Below are 19,228 nucleotides of genomic sequence, written 5' to 3' on the forward strand. Positions count from 1 at the left end.
GCGAAAAAGAAATTAAACTTTTTTAGGAGGCAGGTCGAAAGCAATCGCCTCATGCTCGAAATGGCCATTGTGAGCGCCATCGCAAAATGGTTTATTTTTAGAAAGGCCACAGCGACAGATGGACAAAACCTCCCTACCCTGCAAGCCATATACATTACCATTTCTATCAACGATCTCGAAATCGCCCTCTATTTTCACCGAACCGTTGTTGTTGATTGTTAGTTTTGTTTTTGACATATGAATTTTTTCGTTGGCCAAAACTAGGACAATCCCGCAACAGTTCGGTTGCCGATTTTTAGTTTAGAAACATTATAGGTATCTGCAATCTTTCAATCACTAAGGCATAACCATCGTGAACAAATAAGCCGCGAAAATCACCAAAAGCACGACGCCCTGCTGAATATTGGTTTTGCCATTAGCCAGGGAGATGGTGACGGTGAACAGGGATAAAAACAGTAGTACAGCAGACTTGGAATCTATGCCCAATGTGATGGTGAGCCCCGTCATCATGGAAACCACCGCTACCGCGGGAATGGTCAGTCCAATACTCGCCAAAGCAGAGCCTAGCGCCAGGTTCAGACTGGTTTGGAGACGGTTGTTACGCGCTGCTTTATAGGCAGCCAATCCTTCCGGCAACAACACCACTGCGGCAATAATTACACCAACCAAGGACTTCGGTGCACCTGCGCTGATCACCGCAACTTCAATGTCATAGGCCAGTGATTTAGCCAGTAACACCACAATTCCAAGACAAAGGATCAGCAGCAATAAACTGAATAAGGCAGTCTTCAATGTCGGTGGATCGGCATGGGTTTCTTCATCCTGTACCTCTTTAGGCAAAAAATAATCCCTATGGCGAACAGTCTGAACCAATACAAAAGTGCCATATAAGATCAAGGAAATGATGGCGACAAAACCCAACTGTACTGGCGTAAATGCCGGTCCAGGTTCGCCTGTAGTGTAATTGGGCAAAATTAAAGTAAGTACTAAAATCGCAGTCAGCGTGATCAATATCGCACTTACCCCCTGCAACTTAAAGGTCTGCTCCTTAAATTTCAACGCACCCGTCAGGATACATATACCAGTCATTCCGGTAATGATGATCATCACCGCAGCAAATACAGTATCTCTGGCCAGCGTCAGGATTTCCGGTCCACCGGAAAGCATGATCGAGACAATCAGCGCCACTTCAATAAAAGTAATCGCTAATGCTAGAATAAGCGTACCGAATGGCTCACCCACTTTATGCGCTACCACTTCAGCGTGGTGTACAGCAGCAAGTACGCTGGCAATCAGCACAGCTCCGAGAAAAAATTTGTAGTAATCACCCAATTCCAGGCTAATGCCAAAATAGGCCAGCCAGGCGATAATGGGAGCAGCAATCGTCCAGATAGGTAAGGAAAGTTTCATCATATCCTTATACAACACAAATTCTTCTAAAAGTGTTTTTAAAGGCTGAAGTTAATAGGTATATGATATTTTACTTTGACAACCTTTCCAGAATGAACAGCGGGTTGCCATTTTGGACATCCGGCCAGTGCTGCAACAGCCGCTTCATCGCAACCATAACCTATGCCCTTGTCGACTTTAATATCCTGCACACTACCATCTCTACCGATCGTAAAAGAAAGGTAAACCTTGCCAGTAATACCTCTTTTCCTGGCCTCATCAGGGTACTGAACACTGGACCTCAGATAAGCATACAAACCGTCTGCACCGCCCCTGAATTTCGGTGGGGATTCCATAAAAGTTTCCGCTTTTAAACCTTTTCCCTCTTTGCCCTGAGATACCGGCAAATAATCATTAGAGAAATACTTTGCCGGAATCCGTTTCAGAACTTCCAGGATTTGCGGGTTACGGGATGAGTATCGGATGCTAAGCTCTTCATGGAGACCTAGTTTTTCCCGATTATTCTCAAGCTGCGAAAGGGTCATCTTGCCCCCTACATTGAATTGAAGTACCGCGTAGCTTTTATTTCCTCCTTTTAGCCTCCGCTTAGTATAAGTATGCACTACTTTTGCCTCTGTGCTGAGGCCATAGTGGTCTAGTTCATATCTGATATATGCCTTTCTGAGCTGTATAAGCCCAATCATGAAGGGAACAGCCATCCCGAATGCAAGCATTGTATTTGCAAAGCGATTCCATTTGGAGTTTGGAAGCACTTCGAACCACATCGATTGAAGGGCTACGATAGAAATTACACTAATGATAATGAGAAGCGGCTCCTCAACAGCAACAATAAAAGCGCAAATCAGGCAGCCGACCAATAAGGCCAGGAGGATGCCAGTCCATATTTTCTTTGATTTTGAAGCCTTTATCTTTTCTGGCTTTTCATCTACTATTGAAAGCATATATCAACGTCGTTAATTTATATGCAATATTATCAAAAAGAATTATTTCGGCAATACCAGACGCATTTAACAGGAAAATTATCTTAGTAAATACATACCACTCTCGTAAAGATCAATTTCAATTTATTAACTGTAAGGATCATCTCAAAATCCCGAAAAACAGGTCCTATTAATTTGTAGGCCTCAGGCTCAAATAACTTCCAGGCTGCGCACCCTTGGTATAAATGATCACTGCGACGCAATTCCCCTTGGTATCTACCTCAAAAGAAATACCTGAGGGGTCACTGTATACGGTGTAGCTCTGGCCTCCGACTTTATAAGATTCAGATTTGGTCACATGGTAGGCCTTTTGAATCTCCGCAAGTGTAGAACCCACACCCATGCCATTTTCAGTTTTAAAAGCGGTTGAACTCACACGGATCTGCCTCACCCTTGCAATCGGGTTTTCACCTGTATCTCTTGCGGTATATATCGAAGTGGCATGATCGGCAGCCTCGCCTTTCTGGTGCCAGTAGGCCACCGCTTTGCCCATAGCCGCATCGCCGCCATCAGGCTTACCCATCGCCTTATACACATCCTCTGCATTTTGTCCGATGCTGATCTTCCCAGCGGCGCGTCCCGGCTGCAGTAAACCATCGGTCACTCTGATCGGATCAACTTTTACCACGCTTTCCCTGGAAACATTGTTTGCACGGGCAATCGCCTGATCGGCTATCGCACGGGCATTCGGTTCCGAACCCACTCCATGCTGACCAGAGTTAATACCCGGACTCATCCCATCTCCAGTAGCATTGATCACTGCCCTACTCGGGTTAGTCTCTTTTGGATCTAATCCTTTGACTTTAGTCTTTGTTTTACCACTGCCGACAGACCTATTTAAAGAGCAGGAACAAAGCGAAAAACTGACCAATGTAATAGCGGCAAATACTCGAAGATTTTTCATAACGATTGTTTTAGATATCAAAGAAACTACAAAGATGAAGCTTGAATGTTTTGTACTGTGCGATCTATTTAGGGTCATTTTTTTTGTGGTATTTAAGGTAGTTGGTCATGATAGGCACATCTGCCTCCGCCCAGTCGAGCTCCGGCAAATCTTCAGCCCTCAGCCAGCCATATTTCAGATGTTCTTTCAGCTCAATGCTGCCGGCTATAATCTTACAAATGAACGGGATCAGCCTAATGGAAAAATCCGGATAATGATGTGTATGATCAAGGAGTTGTTCTCCAACAGCTACCAGAATCCCAAGCTCTTCCTGTATTTCCCGCTTTAAACATTCCTCCAGACTTTCGCCAGCCTCGACTTTACCACCGGGAAATTCCCATTTCAAAGGCATCTTCATCTGCTCGCTCCGTTGGGTCGCTAAAACCAATCCATTCTCGTCTATGATAATTGCGCAGGTTACTTCCATCATCGCTTCAACCAATCTTGTTTGCTAATCTCAAACCAGTGACACAAAATGCCTTCGTGCTCCACCTGGCCGGTGATTTTCAATCCTGTTTTTTGTAAAGCATTTATGGAGCCCAGATTTTCTATATGTGCCATTGCATAGATCGATTGCATTTCCATTCTGGAAAAGCCATAATCTACCGAGGCCTTTGCAGATTCCGTCGCATATCCTTTCCCCCAGTGTCTCCGCAACAGGCGGTAACCTACATCATAATAGTTCTGATGGCCATTTACCTCGTCTGTCCTGAATTTCATGCCTCCCCAGCCCACAAATGCTCCTCTCTCCTTCTCTAAAATCGCCCAGCGACCGATGCCTATCTCCTCATATTGTTTCCTGATAAACAGGATATTTGCTACAGCCTCTTCAATTGATTCAATAGGTGAATTACCCAGGTAGCGATGTACTTCCGGATCTGCATCCATCTCAAACATCGCGGCGGCATCTTCCACTACAATTTCTCTCAATAAAATCCGGTCTGTCTCTGCAAAAATTTTCATATCGGCAATGCTTAGTTACGCAAATCTAAGGCTTTTGCGCAAAACCAGACGCTACAATGAGAATGTGTACTTCTGACCCACCTGAGTTGGAAATGTGTATTGATAATCATCCGCAATTGCGACAGCCGCTATTTTCTGAACCGACTTCAGCTTTGAAGGAAGCCGCAATTTACAGTCTGCGCCACCTAACGATTTGATCTCCAGAAGATTGACCTTACCATCTTTCCATTCCAGGTTCAATATCTCGAAATTTCCCCTGGCTTTTAGTCCTTTGACCTTTCCATTTGGCCAGGCTTTTGGCAAGGCTGGAAGTACCTGAATCTCATCGGTCTGACTCTGGATCAGCATTTCAGCGATTCCGGCTGTATAACCGAAATTGCCATCAATCTGAAAAGGCGGATGGGCACAAAACAAATTTGCGTAGATTCCACCGCCATTGTTGTAGTCAATACCTGCTACACCAACAGGTGTTATAAAATTTTGAATGATCTGATGCGCATGGTCGCCATCCTGCAACCTCGCCCAGAAATTGATCTTCCAGGCCATGGACCAACCGGTAGAAGCATCACCTCTGGCCAACAGACTCACTTTCGCTGCCTTGGCCAGTTCCGGTGTTTTTATTGTACTGATTTCTCTTCCCGGATGAAGTCCAAACAGGTGCGATACATGCCTGTGCTGGTCTTTAGGGTCGTCTCTGTCTGTCTCCCATTCCTGCAACTGTCCCCATTTACCGATTTTTGGTTTCAACAAATGTGCCCTCAAATCTGCGATATGGTCTCTATAAGCTTTATCTATGCCTAAAGCATCGGCCGACTCTATGTAGTTGGTAAACAGATCGTAAATGATCTGCTGGTCATGCGTTACTCCATCTTCCGTAGGACCATGCTCCGGCGACCAGCCCATAGGCGCCACCACCGTACCATCAGGCCTGCGCTTGAGGTGATCGTCCCAAAATTCAGAGATTTCTTTCAGTATTGGATAAGCAAAATTCTTGAGATAGTTGAGGTCCTTAGTGAAAGCATAATGCTCCCATAAGGCCTGCGCATACCAGGCACTTCCCGGTGTATTCCAAAGGTAACTTTCCCCACCAAAGGGATTACTTTCTGTCCTCAGCGTCCAGCCCCTAACACCCGGATATTCTTTCTGGGTATTGATCTTCCGGATTTCCCTGATCGCATTGATGTGGTCCAGGTAAGGAATATGACATTCTGAAAGGTTGGCCGGCTCCGCTGGCCAATAATTCATTTGAATATTGATATTGGTATGGTAATCTCCACCCCAGGGCGGATTATTGCTATCGTTCCACAATCCTTGTAAATTAGCTGGCAACCCTCCTTTTCTCGAAGAACTGATCAGCAGGTACCTGCCATATTGGAACAATAAAGCTTCCAGGTCCGCATCTCCACCATTTTTATAGTCCAGCAATCTGCTGAGTGTAGGGAGCTCAACTTTGGCGAGTGTGCTTTTGCCCAGATCCAAACTCATCCTGTTGAACAAGGATTGATAATCTTTAACATGGCGGTCCAGCAATGTAGTATAAGATTTTTCGGCTGCTGCGCTTAAAATTCTTTTGATCTTTGGATCTGGCGATTCTCCCCGCCACTGAGTTGACCTGCTATTACTGAAGTTGGTTGCTCCTGCCAAAAGGATCGTGATTTCATCTGCGCCAATGATCTTCAATTGTGAGCCACCATTTGGATTGGCCTCCACGCTGCTTTTACCATTTTTTAAGAGCACCTGAGCCGAAGCCTGGTAAAGCATTCCATTGCCTAGTTTCCCGGCAAATTGTATCCTATTGCCGGTCACGGTAGGCTGTGCGCCATGTGCGTCTTTGAGCCTGATGGCTCCCGAATAAGCTCCTTTGGTATTTGCTTTAAAACGCAAAACCATCAGCTGATCCGGGAAACTACAAAAATACTCCCTGCTAAAGCGAATTCCCCTTTGCTGGTAACTGATCTGATGTAACGCCTTGCTGATGTCCAGTTCACGGTGATAGTTTGAAAAACCTGCACTGGAATCAAAATCAATGAATAAATCCCCGAAAGCCTGATAAGCTCCCCTGTCTGTTTCATTGCCTGTCCATAACGTATTGTCATTAAACTGAATATGCTCTTGCTCCACTCCTCCGAAAACCATACCACCGATCCTGCCGTTGCCGATAGGATAAGCATCGGTCATCCAAACCTTTCCGGGTTTATCTTCCCACAACTTCAGTGTAGTTGTATTGGAAAGCTGCCGGGTGTTTTGCGCCTGTAACTGCAGGCCCAGAAATACCATAAAAAATAGTAAAGAATGCTTGTTCATTTCGTTGGATCATTTGGTGTACGTGTCAATCAAAACTAAAAGGAATGACCGCAGCATTATTCAGCAATTTTGTCATTATCCTCAGCAAGCTTGTCAAGCCCAGCAGCGAGTTACCAGCCTATGCCGTAATCTTCACCATGATTGCTGGAACCTCCCCATAGACTACCGTGCTTCCAATCAAAATAAATGGCATTGATCGGGCCGCTGGTCCGGTCGTCGAAGCTCAGGATATACCCCATCTTTTTCAGTTCCCCCCGTACTTTCTCCGATGTACCCTCCTGCAGCAAGAGCTGACCAGGTTTTGGCATCCGGTCCGCAGTTTTTGTACCGCCCAGCGATAACCACAATTGATTGGTATTGAAATTAGGGGCCTCAGCGGCCTGCTGCACATTCATCCCAAATTCGGTCATGTTCAGAAAGCATTGTAGCAGATTTTGATCTTGCGTATCTCCTCCCTGCACGGCAGAGGCAAGAAATGGTTTCCCATCCTTCATCGCCAATGATGGAGAAAGTGTCACGCGCGGCCGTTTACCTGGTGCTACCACATTGAAAGGATTAATTGCCGAATCGAGCACGAAACTCTGCATGCGCTGACTCATTCCAATTCCTGTATTTCCGGCGATACAAGCAGGTAGCCAACCACCGCTTGGAGTAATAGACACCACCCAACCTTCCTTATCCGCAGCCTCCACAGAAGTAGTACCTCTCCAAAGCCTGTCTTCATATTCCCCCTTAGGCGAGTAATTGCCCAAATCGTGTTTCGGTGCAAAATTGCGCTTATTAGTATCCAGTTCATAGCCTCGTTTCTTCAGCAGATCGATGTATGGATTTACCTTTCCCTCAAAAGGATATGGATTTCCAGGGCCAATGTTCGGATTGTTTCTATCCAGGCTGATCAACTTTGCACGCTCCTTTGCGTAATCCTTGCTCAGTAGGCCCTTGATGGGTTCATCCGGCCCAAAATAAGGATCTCCGTAATAGAAATCCCGGTCTGCAAAAGCCAGGTTCATAGCCTGGTAGACCGTGTGGATATATTTTGAGCTATTGTAGCCCATACTTTTCAAATCGAAGTTTTCCAGGATATTCAATGCCTGAAGCATCACCGGTCCCTGCGTCCATTGTTTCAATTTATAGACATCGACGCCCTTATAGTTCACCATCAAAGGTTCTTCAGTCAAAGGTTTCCAGTTGGCCAGATCCTTCATTGTGATCAGTCCGCCCTGCTCCTGGCATCCCCTCACAAATTCTTCAGCAATATCGCCTTTATAGAAACGGTCGTATGCTGCCATCAGTGCTTCTTTGCGGCTTTTCCCTTTTTTCAAAGCGGCTTTTTCCGCAGCCACCATTTTGTTTAAGGTAGCCAGCAGGTCTTTCTGAACAAAGATCTCCCCACCTTCTGGTGCTTCTCGTTTTTCGCCCGTATGCGGCAGAAAAACCTTCGCGCTATACGGCCATTGTTTGATCATCTCCTTCTGACGCTCCATGATATTGGCAGCCTGACTCTCAATAGCATAGCCAGCAGCCATTTGTATGGATGGAGCCAGCACTTCCTCCAGGCTCATTGTTCCATAGTTGATCAACATATAGATTAGTCCTCCCGGCGTACCTGGCGTAGTAGCCGCCAGAGGTCCGTATTCAGGTGGAAAATCATAGCCCTTTTGCTTAAAAAAATCTGCTGTTGCACCCGTCGGCGCCACCCCCATGGCATTGATCGCGATGACCTTTTTCTGCTTCGGGTCATAGATCAGCACCTGCGTTTCTCCGCCCCAACTCAGTGTATCCCACATGGTACAAGTGGCTGCCAGCATCGCACATGCAGCGTCCACGGCATTTCCTCCCTTTTGAAAGATCATTGCACCTGCTGTAGCTGCCATGGGTTTGCCTGTGATGGCCATCCAGTTGCTGCCATGTAAAACAGGCTTTTGAGTCTGCTGAGCTGATAATTTAAAGCCGGTAAAAAGGCATAATACGACAGCAAACAGTGCTTTTCTATGTAACATCATGAGCTAAATTTACTCAAAAGCATTGGAAAATCTGTCATTTACCATACAAACCAAACTTAGCAATAACAGATAAATAGTTAACTTTGAAGCCAAACACCAAACGATGCCAAACCTTTCCACTGAAATTCAAACGCCGTTTCAGATTACGTTCTCCTTTGAAGAGGTTATCAAAAAATTAGAAGCCTCTCTGAAAAACCACACTGCCGCCAATCCAGAGGCTACCAAAAGTCTGCTTGATCAGGTCGAAAAGTATCCGCAATTGCGCGATGGAATTACAGATCTTACTGTACTGTTAGAGAATGAAGCGCTTATCGGGCAATTGCTAATCGACTATCTTCCACCGGAACTAACATTAAATGAAATCAAAGCAATTGGTATCCCCTATATCAATACCATTTTCAACCTCAGTGACCGTTTCAAGAACATCATGCGGGCTGCCGGAAAAGATTTTGAAATCGAAATCCGGGATTTTGATGAACACCAGTTTTTCGTCCTGAGCTGTTGCATCATCCTCAATAACGTATATGGACGTCAGCTCGATTTCAGTAAGCCTATATTTTATGATATCCCAACTGCAGACGGCGTAACACGCCACTACCGCATCTTGTACAATGGAGACTTCCTGGACATCCTGCCTACAGAAAAGACCGTACACCTCTCCGAGGCCGAGATAGATGAACTGGTAGACAACTACGATAATATCGAACTCTGGAGGGCAAAATTCCCTCTTGAAAGCTGGACCCTCAAAGGCTTTGCAATCATGACTTTATACGATGCAACTGTAGAAAATGCAGTTTCCATCTTTAAAGAAAAACTACTGGATTTCAATACACCCAACTTCAACCAAAGCATTACCTCCGTCTATCGCTCCATATATCGGATCCCGGATCTGAGAATAGGATTCACACTCTTTAATCAAGACCAGGGCAAATTCAGCACTACCGGACTCGCCTACCACATGGTAAGTCATATCCTGCCCGATAAAGCAGAACAGCTGGACAAAGACATTCTTTGCCTTCCTTCTTACCGCCAGTTGGTCCACAACAAGAAATACTTTGCCGCATCTGATACTCAGGAGCTTCAGCTCAAAAACGCGGCTAGTCCGCTCATGGAGATCATGTTAAAACAAGGCATACGAAGTTTTATTCTTGCACCCATCGTGAAGAATGGCCGGCTTCTGGGCGTACTGGAAGTAGTCTCAGAGCGACCAAAAGAACTCAACAGCATCAATGCCAACAAGCTGGATGTGATTATGCCTTTCCTTACGGAAAAGGTAGACCGCCTGGTCGTAGAACTGGAAAACGCCATACAGGCCCTCATTCAGCTCCGATTCACCACACTTCATCCGAGTGTCAACTGGAAATTCCGTGACCAGGCCAAACAGCTGCTACTCAACCAGGGGCTAAATCAGGAAACAGCACTGGAAGACATCGTCTTTCCCAACATATTCCCCCTTTATGGGCAAATCGATGTCAAGGGTTCTTCGGAAGCACGGAATTTAAGTGTACAGAATGACCTCCAGCTCCAATTGAAAGACCTTTTCCAATTGCTGAAAGGCATCCAGAATGAAGACGCTGCCGATTTCAGTGCGGAGATCGAGCAGATCAGCAGGTTCCGGACCTGGCTCCAATCGCCCATACTAGCCAATACAGAGCATCAGATCGTCAACTACCTGGATCAGAAAATACATGACAGGTTAAGGGACATCAAACACAGGCAGCTGGACCACCTCATCAGAAGTTATTTCTCCGAAAATGAGATGGAAACAGGGATATTTCATACCTACCGCAGAAAGTACGAGAGAACCATCTCCAGGATCAACCTTAAAATGGCCGAGATCCTCGACATGCGTCAGTTGGAAGCCCAAAAGGTATTTCCGCATTATTTCGAAAGGTTCAAAACAGATGGTGTGGAACACAACCTTTACATTGGAGCTTCTATAGCCCCGCAATTTGATTTCAACAGGCAAATATTGAGACAGCTCCGGCTATGGCAGCTCCGCACCATGTGTGAAATGGAACGCGCCCATCAGCAACTGATGCCATCCCTGCCTTATGCACTTCCTGTTACGTCTTTGATCCTGGTTTACAATTCTACCATTGCGATCCGTTTCAGAATGGACGAAAAGCGCTTTGATGTAGATGGCAGTTATAATGCACGATTTGAGATTGTCAAGAAACGCATTGACAAAGCCTATATCAAGGACACCACAGAGCGCATTACCGAATCCGGAAAAATCACAATTGTCTATAGTGATGAGACGGACGAAGCGGAATACCTGGAATACGTTGCCGAATTACAACAAGAACAGATACTCAAACCAGAAGTTGAACGTTTCGATATTGAAGACCTGCAAGGCGTATCTGGCCTGAAAGGTCTGCGCGCAGCCATGATTTATTAACTATGTCCCAGGAATCCTCCCCCAGTATTTATACGCTACAGTTCGGTCTCGTTTGCTTAAGCTCCTTTCTCTTTTCTGCCAGCTTTAACATGCTAATCCCGGAATTACCTGCCTACCTGAGCAAAATGGGTGGTGCCGAGTATAAGGGACTGATCATCGCTTTGTTTACACTTACCGCAGGGATCAGCAGGCCTTTCAGTGGCAAGCTCACGGATACAGTAGGCCGCATTCCCATCATGGCCGTTGGCTCTATCGTCTGTTTTCTATGTGGTTTCCTGTACCCTTTGCTCACTACAGTTGCCGGATTCTTGTTCCTCCGCCTGATCCATGGTTTCTCTACAGGATTCAAACCAACAGCTACCGCCGCTTATGTGGCCGACCTGGTCCCACAAGGCAAATGGGGCGAAGCAATGGGTGTCCACGGTATCTGTTTCAGCACGGGACTGGCCATTGGTCCTGCCATAGGAAGTACCATTACAGATCATTATTCCATCAACATACTTTTTTATTGCTCCTCCCTGTTTGCATTACTTTCCATTGTCATCCTGGCCAATATGAAAGAGACGCTGACCGACAAACAAAAATTCCGGGCAGAACATTTAAAGATCGACCGCCGCGACATTATAGAATGGCGGGTCATACCCGCGGTGATCATCATCTTCCTCAGCTACATCAGCTATGGGGCTATCCTTACTGTTATCTCCGATTGGAGTGCGCATCTCGGCACCAGCAATAAGGGACTGTTCTTCATGGCATTTACCTTCACTTCCTTGCTCATTCGTTTTGTTGCCGGGAAGGCATCGGATAACTATGGCCGCCCCATCATCCTCAAGATTTCTCTATCTCTGCTGGCCCTTGCTATGGCGATGATCGCCCTCGCCAACTCTTCAATCTGGCTGATGCTTGCCTCCGCCCTCTATGGTGTAGCTACTGGTATGCTTTCTCCAACAGCAACTGCCTGGACGGTCGACCTCAGCGAACCAACGCAAAGAGGCAAAGCTATGGCCACCATGTATATTGCTCTTGAAGCTGGAATTGGTCTGGGAGCACTCCTTGCCGGCTGGCTTTTTGTAGATGATATCCGTATGATCCCGGTCACCTTTTTCTACTGTACCGGCATCACACTGATGGCTCTGGTCTACCTGCAATTCTTCTATAAGCCGAAACCCAGCATAGCTTCCTGAAATTTTACCGGTACTTTTTTACCGTTCACCGAGCTTTTTGTCCGCTCTACCAAATACTCCTTTATTCGCGTCGATAAACACCACATCTTTACATTAGTTAATTTCAAACAGACGGACATGGTTATTTTTAAAACATCGGTAAAAGAGTTCAGGGATCTGGGATCCATAGCACCATTATTCAACTTGCTTTTTGGAGAAAAGAAATGGCAGTTTACATTCGAACAAAGAATACTCCGTATTTTCACCAATGTGCCTTGTGAAGATGTAGTGAGTCACATCTTAAGAGAGCAAGGATTTCAATGCGAGCCTTACGCTTTCGCCTAAACGTTTCTATATTTTTTCCCATCTCCAAAAGGAATACCGTCATAAAGCGGTGAAAATTACTGCCATCGCATTAGGCAAAAAACAACAGCATTAATAAAGTACTGTAGCTGTTATGGCCAGATCAGTTCCTTCAGGCATAAAATAGTTATAAGGAACCCACTTTTTCTTCATCGTCATGGCCCAGATGTTTAACCTTTTCCCTTCAATTGGGGAAACACCTATTGCCGGCCTGAAATTGACGGTCTTTTGGTAAATACCCGTTTTTTTATCTATCACCATTGCATAGCCCACGTTCCGGTGGTCCCGCATCCATTCTATAGCTACAAAAAACGAACGATCAGGTATGCGGATGCCGTAGTTATCGAGGTTGATCGATACAGAACGCGAATTGTTACTTTCCATTTCAATCGTATGATCGCACAAGTCCTTTCCTGGTTTGCCGGATGCCTCAACACTGTAGATCCGTAACCGGAAAGTGGTATATTCCAAATCCACAAAATCAGCCTGCGCTTCGTAATCAACATTGAACCAGAGCCGGTTGATCACCACTTTTCCCAATTGTCCACCCGCCTTTTCCACATCAAAACGCTGTGCCAGTTGCAGGTAATCAAAATTCGCTGTAGTGGTATTCAATCCGGCATAATGCACGATCTCTTTAGCTTTGAATTCATTGACCTGGATCCGTTCACCTTTAAGTGCCGTTATAGCCGTGCTGCTCCAGGCTTTCGCAACCAGACTGATGGTATCGCGGCCATACAGGTCCTTCAAGGCCATTTTCGAGGGGAGATAGCCTAAAAGCTCAAATACAACGGTATCCCGCATCTTGCTCAAGTCTCCGGCAATATTGAAAATGCCGTCCTTCTCCGTTGTGATTGACAATTCCGCTCGTAAAATGGTAACAGAAACTGAAGGCACCGCTTTTTTGCTGACCTCATCCACGATTTGAAAGGAATTTACAATTTCCTTTGGCTTAGCAACTTGCCGGGCTGAAGCTGTAAAGTACATTAGAAGGGCTAAAACGGTCAATATTCTATACATTCTATTAATATTTAATCGTGGCAGACAGCGCAACATCTGACCCTTTATTGGTCTTAACCGGCGGGTTCATGCGCCATCTCCCATCTTCTTTCATTACCCAGGACTCCGCAGGTTTCCAGCCATCATATTCTATCAAAGCAGGCTGGTAAAGAATTCTATAATTGGCGACATCCTCCAAAACCTGATTGCCCTTCCTGTTTATCTTGTTTACTTTAGCCGCATACTCCAATTTTACCAGTTCGTTAAATGGAATGTGCAGCCATTCCACCGCAACAAAAAATCGCTGATCTTTCAGTACAATTTGATCTTTGCTCAAATCTATGGCGATCATCAGGCTATTATCCCGAAGTAAGACATCTTTACTAAAAAGAATTTTGCCCGGACCTCCGGTCTTGGAGTCCACTTGCATAATGTGCAATTTAAAGCGCGCCTGGGTTTTTGATTTGATTAATTCACGTACCGGGGAGAAACTCGGGTTGAAGTTTCGTCTTCCAATATCTATCTGATGCAGCATTACATTTTCCTGTGGAGCCACGAAGAGCTTTGCATACTGAAAAGTGGTGGTGTAGGCGCGGGTCCTCACGTCGCCCATAGGGTCTTCCCTGATGTGTGCAAAGGAAAAGGCATTCAGCCGCTCTACCTTTAACTTTCTGACATTGATGTCCACTTGTTCCAGCATGTTAGTACTTTCTGTCAGCAATACCTGCATTCCCACATCAAAATTCGCTACAGGAATCTTTAAAGTGACGTAACCTATCCCCGTAAAAATCAGGGTATCATTGGGCTGTTCTGTGGAGGAACGTAAATTGAAATAGCCCTGATCGTTTGTACTTGTAGCGAGTTTTTCTTTCTGCAATGTCACAGTAACTCCTGCAATAGGCGTTTCAGTGCGCCTGTTGAATACCTGACCTTCAAATAGACTTTGCGCAATGCTCCATGAAGGGCTTAGTCCCAAAAAGATGAGGATGATGAAGGTTAAACAAGGTTTGAACTGAGCGTTTCTCATTTGGTTAGCTTACGAGATGTAATCCATCCAATAATACAGGAAATATGTGAAATTTACAACAGCTTTTCCAAACTGGGATCAGACATCCAAATCCCAGCCCATTAGCTCCATAACTCTCCTGAATTCTTCATGAACCGGTGCTTTCAGGTGTATTGGATCGGCCGTAACCGGATGCTTGAAACTCAGCTCCGATGCATGTAAAAGCATGGTCGTCATCTCCCACTGCTCCTTGAAAAACTTATTCTGCTTATTACAACCATGCTTGCGGTCGCCAATGATCGGATAAAAGATATGTGCAAAATGCCGCCTCAACTGGTGCATCCTGCCTGTAGTTGGCGTAGCCTCCACCAGAGAATAACGGGAAGTCGGATGTTTTCCGAAAGCAACATCCAACTCCGCCCTTTTCAAAGTGACGAAGGCCGTAAAGGCTTCCTGCATCGTACCGTTTTCCTTTGCCAGCGGATAATCTATCTCCTCATGATCAGGAGCATAACCTCTTAAAATAGCCAGGTATTTCTTAGTAACCTCAGCCTCCATAAACTGCTGGTGCATTGCCACTTCCGTTTCCTTATCGAAAGCAAACAGCAACAGCCCACCCGTCTTTCTGTCGAGCCGGTGTACCGGACTCACATGCCGACCGACCTGATCCCGCAGCAATTGCAACGCAAATTCTTTCGCGTCATTTGCGATGGAAGAACGGTGAACGAGCAGGCCATGGGGTTTATTGATTGCGATCAGGTGATCATCCTGATATACGATTTCAAGCATCCGCAAAGATAGCTTTTATCTGCTATTTGACGGTTACTTCCTGAACATCGATGAAATCCGGACCATTTTCTACAGGGTAACCTTCTACCTTAAGGCCCTTAACGGTCACCTCTTTATCTACATAAGTATCTAGTTTAACTTTATCACTCCTCAATGCAAAGATTTTCTCTCCCTGCTTCAGCACATGGGTGCCATATTGGAAAGTGCTCATCTCCAGTTTTTCAATCTTGCCGCTCAGTTGAACAGTACCTGCATTTTTTTTCTCTTTCATAGTGCCACAGCCAGCAACAGCAAAGCCAAGCATCAAAAGTATCAGTGTTTTTTTCATATCATTCGTTTTTCAAGGGTCAGTAGGATCATTATCTGATCAGACGCGGTCCAGATAAATTACGCTACAGCTAAATATACAAATAATCAAAATAAACGAAGTTGAGATTCTACCGGTGGCATGGCATCTCCAAAAATAGTTTTTCCCCCATATTTCCAGGAATCCCTTCTTTCCCTGGCGATCAGTTCATCAAAATTGTCATTCGGGCTAAAACCTGCTTCAGCCTGGTAAGATAACTCACTCAGCTTCCGGATGGCATGCAACTTATCCGAATCACCAACCTTAGCACGGTGTACCGCCTTGCTCAAGACCGAAATTGTCTCATCATATACTTTTAAAGGAACCGGAAAAGGATGACCATCCTTTCCGCCATGGGCGAAAGAAAACCGGGCGGGATCATCAAATCGCGACGGCGTACCATGGATCACCTCACTCACCAGTGCCATAGACTGTAGTGTGCGTGGGCCCATCCCTTCCAATAGCAGCAGCTCTTCGAAATCTGCCGGGCGCTTTTCATGTGTGAGCCACAGCATAGCGCCCAACCTTTTCAGGTCTACATCCTTTGCTTTTACTTCATGGCGATTGGGTAAGATGAGCCGACGTGCCTCCGCAATCATCCGCTCCGGGTGCTCTGAAGTGATCGACAGCATTGCCGCTCTTGATGGTGCCGCGGCCTGAGCCACCAGGTTCATGATGCGTCCCTGATTTTGTCCGCAAATCCCTGTATGTGGTGCATCTACAAAAGAGCGCAATGAAGATGAATGCCAGTGATACCTTCTAGCGGTTGTCCCTCCAGTCTGCATACCTTGCTGCACCACCGTCCACAATCCACTGGAATCAACAATAAAACTATGCGTATACAACTGAAAACCATCCTGAAGCGCGGTGTTATCTACCTTTGCACTTAACCTGCTACATCGGACCAGTTCCTGGCCATTAAGTCCTGTCCTATCCCCAAACCGAAGCAACTCCTCTGGTGTTTGCCTCGACTTATTGCCTTTACCACCGCAGATGTAAATACCCAATTCCCGGTAATGTGGATTCAATGCAGCTTTTAAAGCACCCATTACTGAAGTCGTAATTCCGGAGGAATGCCAGTCCATCCCCATGACCGCGCCCAGGCTCTGGAACCAAAAGGGATCGCTCAAGCGGCGCATCACTTCAGCCGAACCATAATCGGCCACTATAGCCTCCGTGATCGCCAGCCCTAGTCTCGACATGCGTTCGGCCAGCCATTTCGGTACATGACCATGATGTAGTGGTAAATCAGCTGAACCGGATCTTTTCATTACTAACAAAATTAGCAATAATTATCCAGCAAAACAATATTCAAGCGACTTGCATACCGTGTGGTGATGAAATTTAACTCAACTGGCGATCGCCATTTTAGACTTGCAAACCACCATAACGATCAATGACCGTTCGCCATCCTTAAAATTGATCACAAAGTTTTTATTCTCATTTTTCAGGATCAGACTGGTCAATTTAGGGAACAAGACAGACAGTTCCTGGATTTTCGCAGTATCCTCACTGTCTACAACAAGTAAATTCGATGGGTTAGCATTCATCATGACGTTAAGTTTTGTTGGTTAGTTTATACCTATCAGACGCTCACACCCCCTCAAACGCTACATGAAAAAGAAAATAAATTTACTTCAGCAGTTCATCTATAGCCTGATAGGTCATCGGATGATAATTTGGCCTTGCAATCTTGTAAATCTCCCTGGCCAACTTAGCCCCTTCAGGACTGGCCATATACGCTTTATACACCGGGATGATGTGCCACATGCGCCCATTAGTCAGCAGATAGTTTTTGATCTGAGGATCTGCTGCTTTGTAACCATGACGGATAGCCAGCACATACCAAGCCTTCTGAATATCCGTGTTGTGTGAACCTGTGAAATTGAACTCCGCATCCAAAACCTGCATCTGCGCTGCGCTAAGGCCTGCAGGCAAACCGCTAATGAAATATTTACGCTCGTTATTGGAGCTCAGTTGTTTCGCAAGACCTTTAGCCACACCGGTCTTCTTCCAGTCGGCCAACAAAGCATCTATTGCTTTGAAACGCGCCGAACCCACAGCCACCAGATTCGTAGGAATACCGGGGCCGTACACCCAATCGTTCACCTTTATCTTTTCCTCAAGCACTTTATCTCCTTTGATCAGGTTTTGATCCAGGTCTTTTAGAAAATCTTCGGTACTGAGGGACTGAAAAGCATGACCGTCAAAATGGTTACGCAGGAAAGCATCAAACTTTTCACGTCCTACTGCTTCCTCTATCGCCCTCAGGAAAAAATATCCCTTTTCGTAAGCAATGTCATTCGTGCCTTCATCCGGACTTCTATTCGTGTAATCTGTTTTCAGGTGGGTGTCTTTACTCGTCGCCCCCATATCCTTCACGGTCTCCTCCAAAGCTTGTTTGGCAAACACCTCCTGCATCTCCGCTTCCTGCTTACCGAAGATCTCTTCATCTATACGGCGTTCAAAGTAATTCGTAAAGCCTTCATTCAGCCAGAAGTCATTCCATGTCGCATTCGTCACCAAATTGCCGCTCCAGCTGTGGGCCAGTTCATGACAGATGATGCTCACCAACGACCTGTCGCCCGCGATGATCGTCGGCGTGATGAAAGTCAGGTTTGGATTCTCCATTCCGCCAAAAGGAAAGCTCGGCGGCAACACCAGCAGATCATACCTTCCCCATCTATAAGGACCGTATAGCTTTTCCGCAGCAGTGACCATCTTACCCATATCAGCAAATTCATAAACCGCTTTATCCAACACAGAAGGCTCTGCATATACACCCGTGCGACCGTCCACGGCCTTGAAAGTGATATCCCCTACTGCCAATGCCAATAGATATGAAGGGATCGGATGCACTTGTTTAAATTCATAAACCCCCGTGCTATTTTTAGCCTGAGGGTTCTCCGCACTCATCAGCGCCAGCAGTTCCTTCGGTACTGTTACGCGTGCATTGTAAGTAAAGCGGATGCCGGGACTGTCCTGGCAAGGCACCCAACTGCGGGCTGCAATGGCCTGTGATTGTGTAAACAGGTAAGGATGCTTTTTACCCGCAGTCTGCTGAGGCTGCAACCATTGCAAAGCACTCGCACCTTTGCCCGTACTGTAATAAATATTTATCTGTTTGGTATCCGGAGCTATGGCTACATGCAAGGGTTTTCCGAGAAATTCCACTTCCTTACCCAGTTCAAAAGTAGTCTCTTTTTCCTCCGGCCCCAGGGTAATTTTCTGGATGTTCAGCTGGCTATCATCAAAAATAATCTCCTTAGCAGCAGTCTTATTTTCTATCGTCCACACAGCCTTACCAGAGATCTGTTGTGATTCAAATTCAACTTTAATATCCAGGTCGAGGTGTTTGGCCACAGCTTCAGAGGGACGTGCAAAAGAATGCGGATCATTAGCAGAAGCACTGCTTTCAGTCGCTTTTTTTGTGGTACAGGATAAGATCATCAAGATGGGAATAAAGAGAAAAGATGCTTTCATAGGTTCAGTATCAAACCCTGCAAAAATAGTAAATCCCTGCGGATTAATCATTTTGCAAACCAAATACAGCTTGTG

The 19,228-nt window shown here is 45.8% G+C and carries 18 protein-coding genes; 3 read left to right on the forward strand and 15 right to left on the reverse strand.

Annotation, left to right across the window (positions count from 1 at the left end):
- Positions 1–12: 12 nt before the first annotated feature.
- From WAE59_RS25395 to WAE59_RS25430, 8 genes are all read right to left on the reverse strand, one after another.
- Positions 13–237 carry a CDGSH iron-sulfur domain-containing protein gene (locus WAE59_RS25395; protein ID WP_010600649.1) on the reverse strand — a complete coding sequence of 75 codons (225 nt, stop codon included), beginning with the start codon at positions 235–237 and terminating at the stop codon, positions 13–15.
- Positions 238–336: 99 nt separating this feature from the next.
- On the reverse strand, positions 337–1,413 hold the full coding sequence (locus WAE59_RS25400) for a calcium:proton antiporter (protein ID WP_337858824.1): 1,077 nt from the start codon (positions 1,411–1,413) through the stop codon (positions 337–339).
- 35 nt (positions 1,414–1,448) lie between these two features.
- The gene (locus tag WAE59_RS25405) at positions 1,449–2,351 is read right to left on the reverse strand and encodes an energy transducer TonB (RefSeq protein WP_337858825.1); all 903 of its coding nucleotides are present in this window, start codon (positions 2,349–2,351) and stop codon (positions 1,449–1,451) included.
- 169 nt (positions 2,352–2,520) lie between these two features.
- Positions 2,521–3,294 carry a hypothetical protein gene (locus tag WAE59_RS25410; RefSeq protein WP_337858826.1) on the reverse strand — a complete coding sequence of 258 codons (774 nt, stop codon included), beginning with the start codon at positions 3,292–3,294 and terminating at the stop codon, positions 2,521–2,523.
- 64 nt (positions 3,295–3,358) lie between these two features.
- Positions 3,359–3,763: a (deoxy)nucleoside triphosphate pyrophosphohydrolase gene (locus WAE59_RS25415; RefSeq protein ID WP_337858827.1), complete on the reverse strand. Its 405-nt coding sequence runs from the start codon at positions 3,761–3,763 to the stop codon at positions 3,359–3,361.
- On the reverse strand, positions 3,760–4,296 hold the full coding sequence (locus WAE59_RS25420; protein ID WP_337858828.1) for a GNAT family N-acetyltransferase: 537 nt from the start codon (positions 4,294–4,296) through the stop codon (positions 3,760–3,762). The genes WAE59_RS25415 and WAE59_RS25420 overlap by 4 nt, the downstream gene beginning before the upstream one ends.
- Before the next feature lie 51 nt (positions 4,297–4,347).
- Positions 4,348–6,600, reverse strand: coding sequence for a glycoside hydrolase family 95 protein (locus WAE59_RS25425; RefSeq protein WP_337858829.1), 2,253 nt, complete (start codon positions 6,598–6,600; stop codon positions 4,348–4,350).
- 110 nt (positions 6,601–6,710) lie between these two features.
- On the reverse strand, positions 6,711–8,603 hold the full coding sequence (locus WAE59_RS25430) for a gamma-glutamyltransferase family protein (RefSeq protein ID WP_337858830.1): 1,893 nt from the start codon (positions 8,601–8,603) through the stop codon (positions 6,711–6,713).
- Between the two features lie 103 nt (positions 8,604–8,706).
- On the opposite strand from WAE59_RS25430, the gene WAE59_RS25435 reads away from it, so the two are divergent.
- The 3 genes from WAE59_RS25435 (at position 8,707) to WAE59_RS25445 (ending at position 12,512) form a co-directional block, all read left to right on the forward strand.
- A complete protein-coding gene (locus WAE59_RS25435; protein ID WP_337858831.1) occupies positions 8,707–11,004 on the forward strand; it encodes a GAF domain-containing protein in 2,298 nt (765 codons plus the stop codon).
- Between the two features lie 2 nt (positions 11,005–11,006).
- Positions 11,007–12,188: an MFS transporter gene (locus WAE59_RS25440; protein WP_337858832.1), complete on the forward strand. Its 1,182-nt coding sequence runs from the start codon at positions 11,007–11,009 to the stop codon at positions 12,186–12,188.
- 117 nt (positions 12,189–12,305) lie between these two features.
- Positions 12,306–12,512 (forward strand): hypothetical protein, encoded by a 207-nt coding sequence (locus WAE59_RS25445; RefSeq protein ID WP_337858833.1) that lies wholly within the window; start codon positions 12,306–12,308, stop codon positions 12,510–12,512.
- Positions 12,513–12,602: 90 nt separating this feature from the next.
- On the opposite strand, the gene WAE59_RS25450 is transcribed toward WAE59_RS25445, so the two are convergent.
- The 7 genes from WAE59_RS25450 to WAE59_RS25480 all read right to left on the reverse strand — a co-directional run bounded on the left by WAE59_RS25450 (position 12,603) and on the right by WAE59_RS25480 (position 19,153).
- The gene (locus WAE59_RS25450) at positions 12,603–13,550 is read right to left on the reverse strand and encodes a hypothetical protein (RefSeq protein WP_337858834.1); all 948 of its coding nucleotides are present in this window, start codon (positions 13,548–13,550) and stop codon (positions 12,603–12,605) included.
- A gap of 4 nt (positions 13,551–13,554) precedes the next feature.
- Positions 13,555–14,556 (reverse strand): carboxypeptidase-like regulatory domain-containing protein, encoded by a 1,002-nt coding sequence (locus WAE59_RS25455; RefSeq protein ID WP_337858835.1) that lies wholly within the window; start codon positions 14,554–14,556, stop codon positions 13,555–13,557.
- A gap of 78 nt (positions 14,557–14,634) precedes the next feature.
- Complete coding sequence (locus WAE59_RS25460; protein WP_337858836.1) at positions 14,635–15,324, reverse strand: pseudouridine synthase; 690 nt, start codon at positions 15,322–15,324, stop codon at positions 14,635–14,637.
- Between the two features lie 22 nt (positions 15,325–15,346).
- The gene (locus WAE59_RS25465) at positions 15,347–15,652 is read right to left on the reverse strand and encodes a hypothetical protein (protein ID WP_337858837.1); all 306 of its coding nucleotides are present in this window, start codon (positions 15,650–15,652) and stop codon (positions 15,347–15,349) included.
- Between the two features lie 86 nt (positions 15,653–15,738).
- The gene (locus WAE59_RS25470; RefSeq protein WP_337858838.1) at positions 15,739–16,941 is read right to left on the reverse strand and encodes a DUF763 domain-containing protein; all 1,203 of its coding nucleotides are present in this window, start codon (positions 16,939–16,941) and stop codon (positions 15,739–15,741) included.
- 78 nt (positions 16,942–17,019) lie between these two features.
- Entirely contained in the window at positions 17,020–17,223 is a 204-nt protein-coding gene (locus tag WAE59_RS25475) for a hypothetical protein (protein WP_337858839.1), read from the reverse strand.
- Positions 17,224–17,302: 79 nt separating this feature from the next.
- Complete coding sequence (locus WAE59_RS25480; RefSeq protein ID WP_337858840.1) at positions 17,303–19,153, reverse strand: M1 family metallopeptidase; 1,851 nt, start codon at positions 19,151–19,153, stop codon at positions 17,303–17,305.
- Positions 19,154–19,228 lie beyond the last annotated feature (75 nt).

The organism is Pedobacter sp. GR22-6, assembly GCF_037402555.1.
GTDB lineage: Bacteria > Bacteroidota > Bacteroidia > Sphingobacteriales > Sphingobacteriaceae > Pedobacter.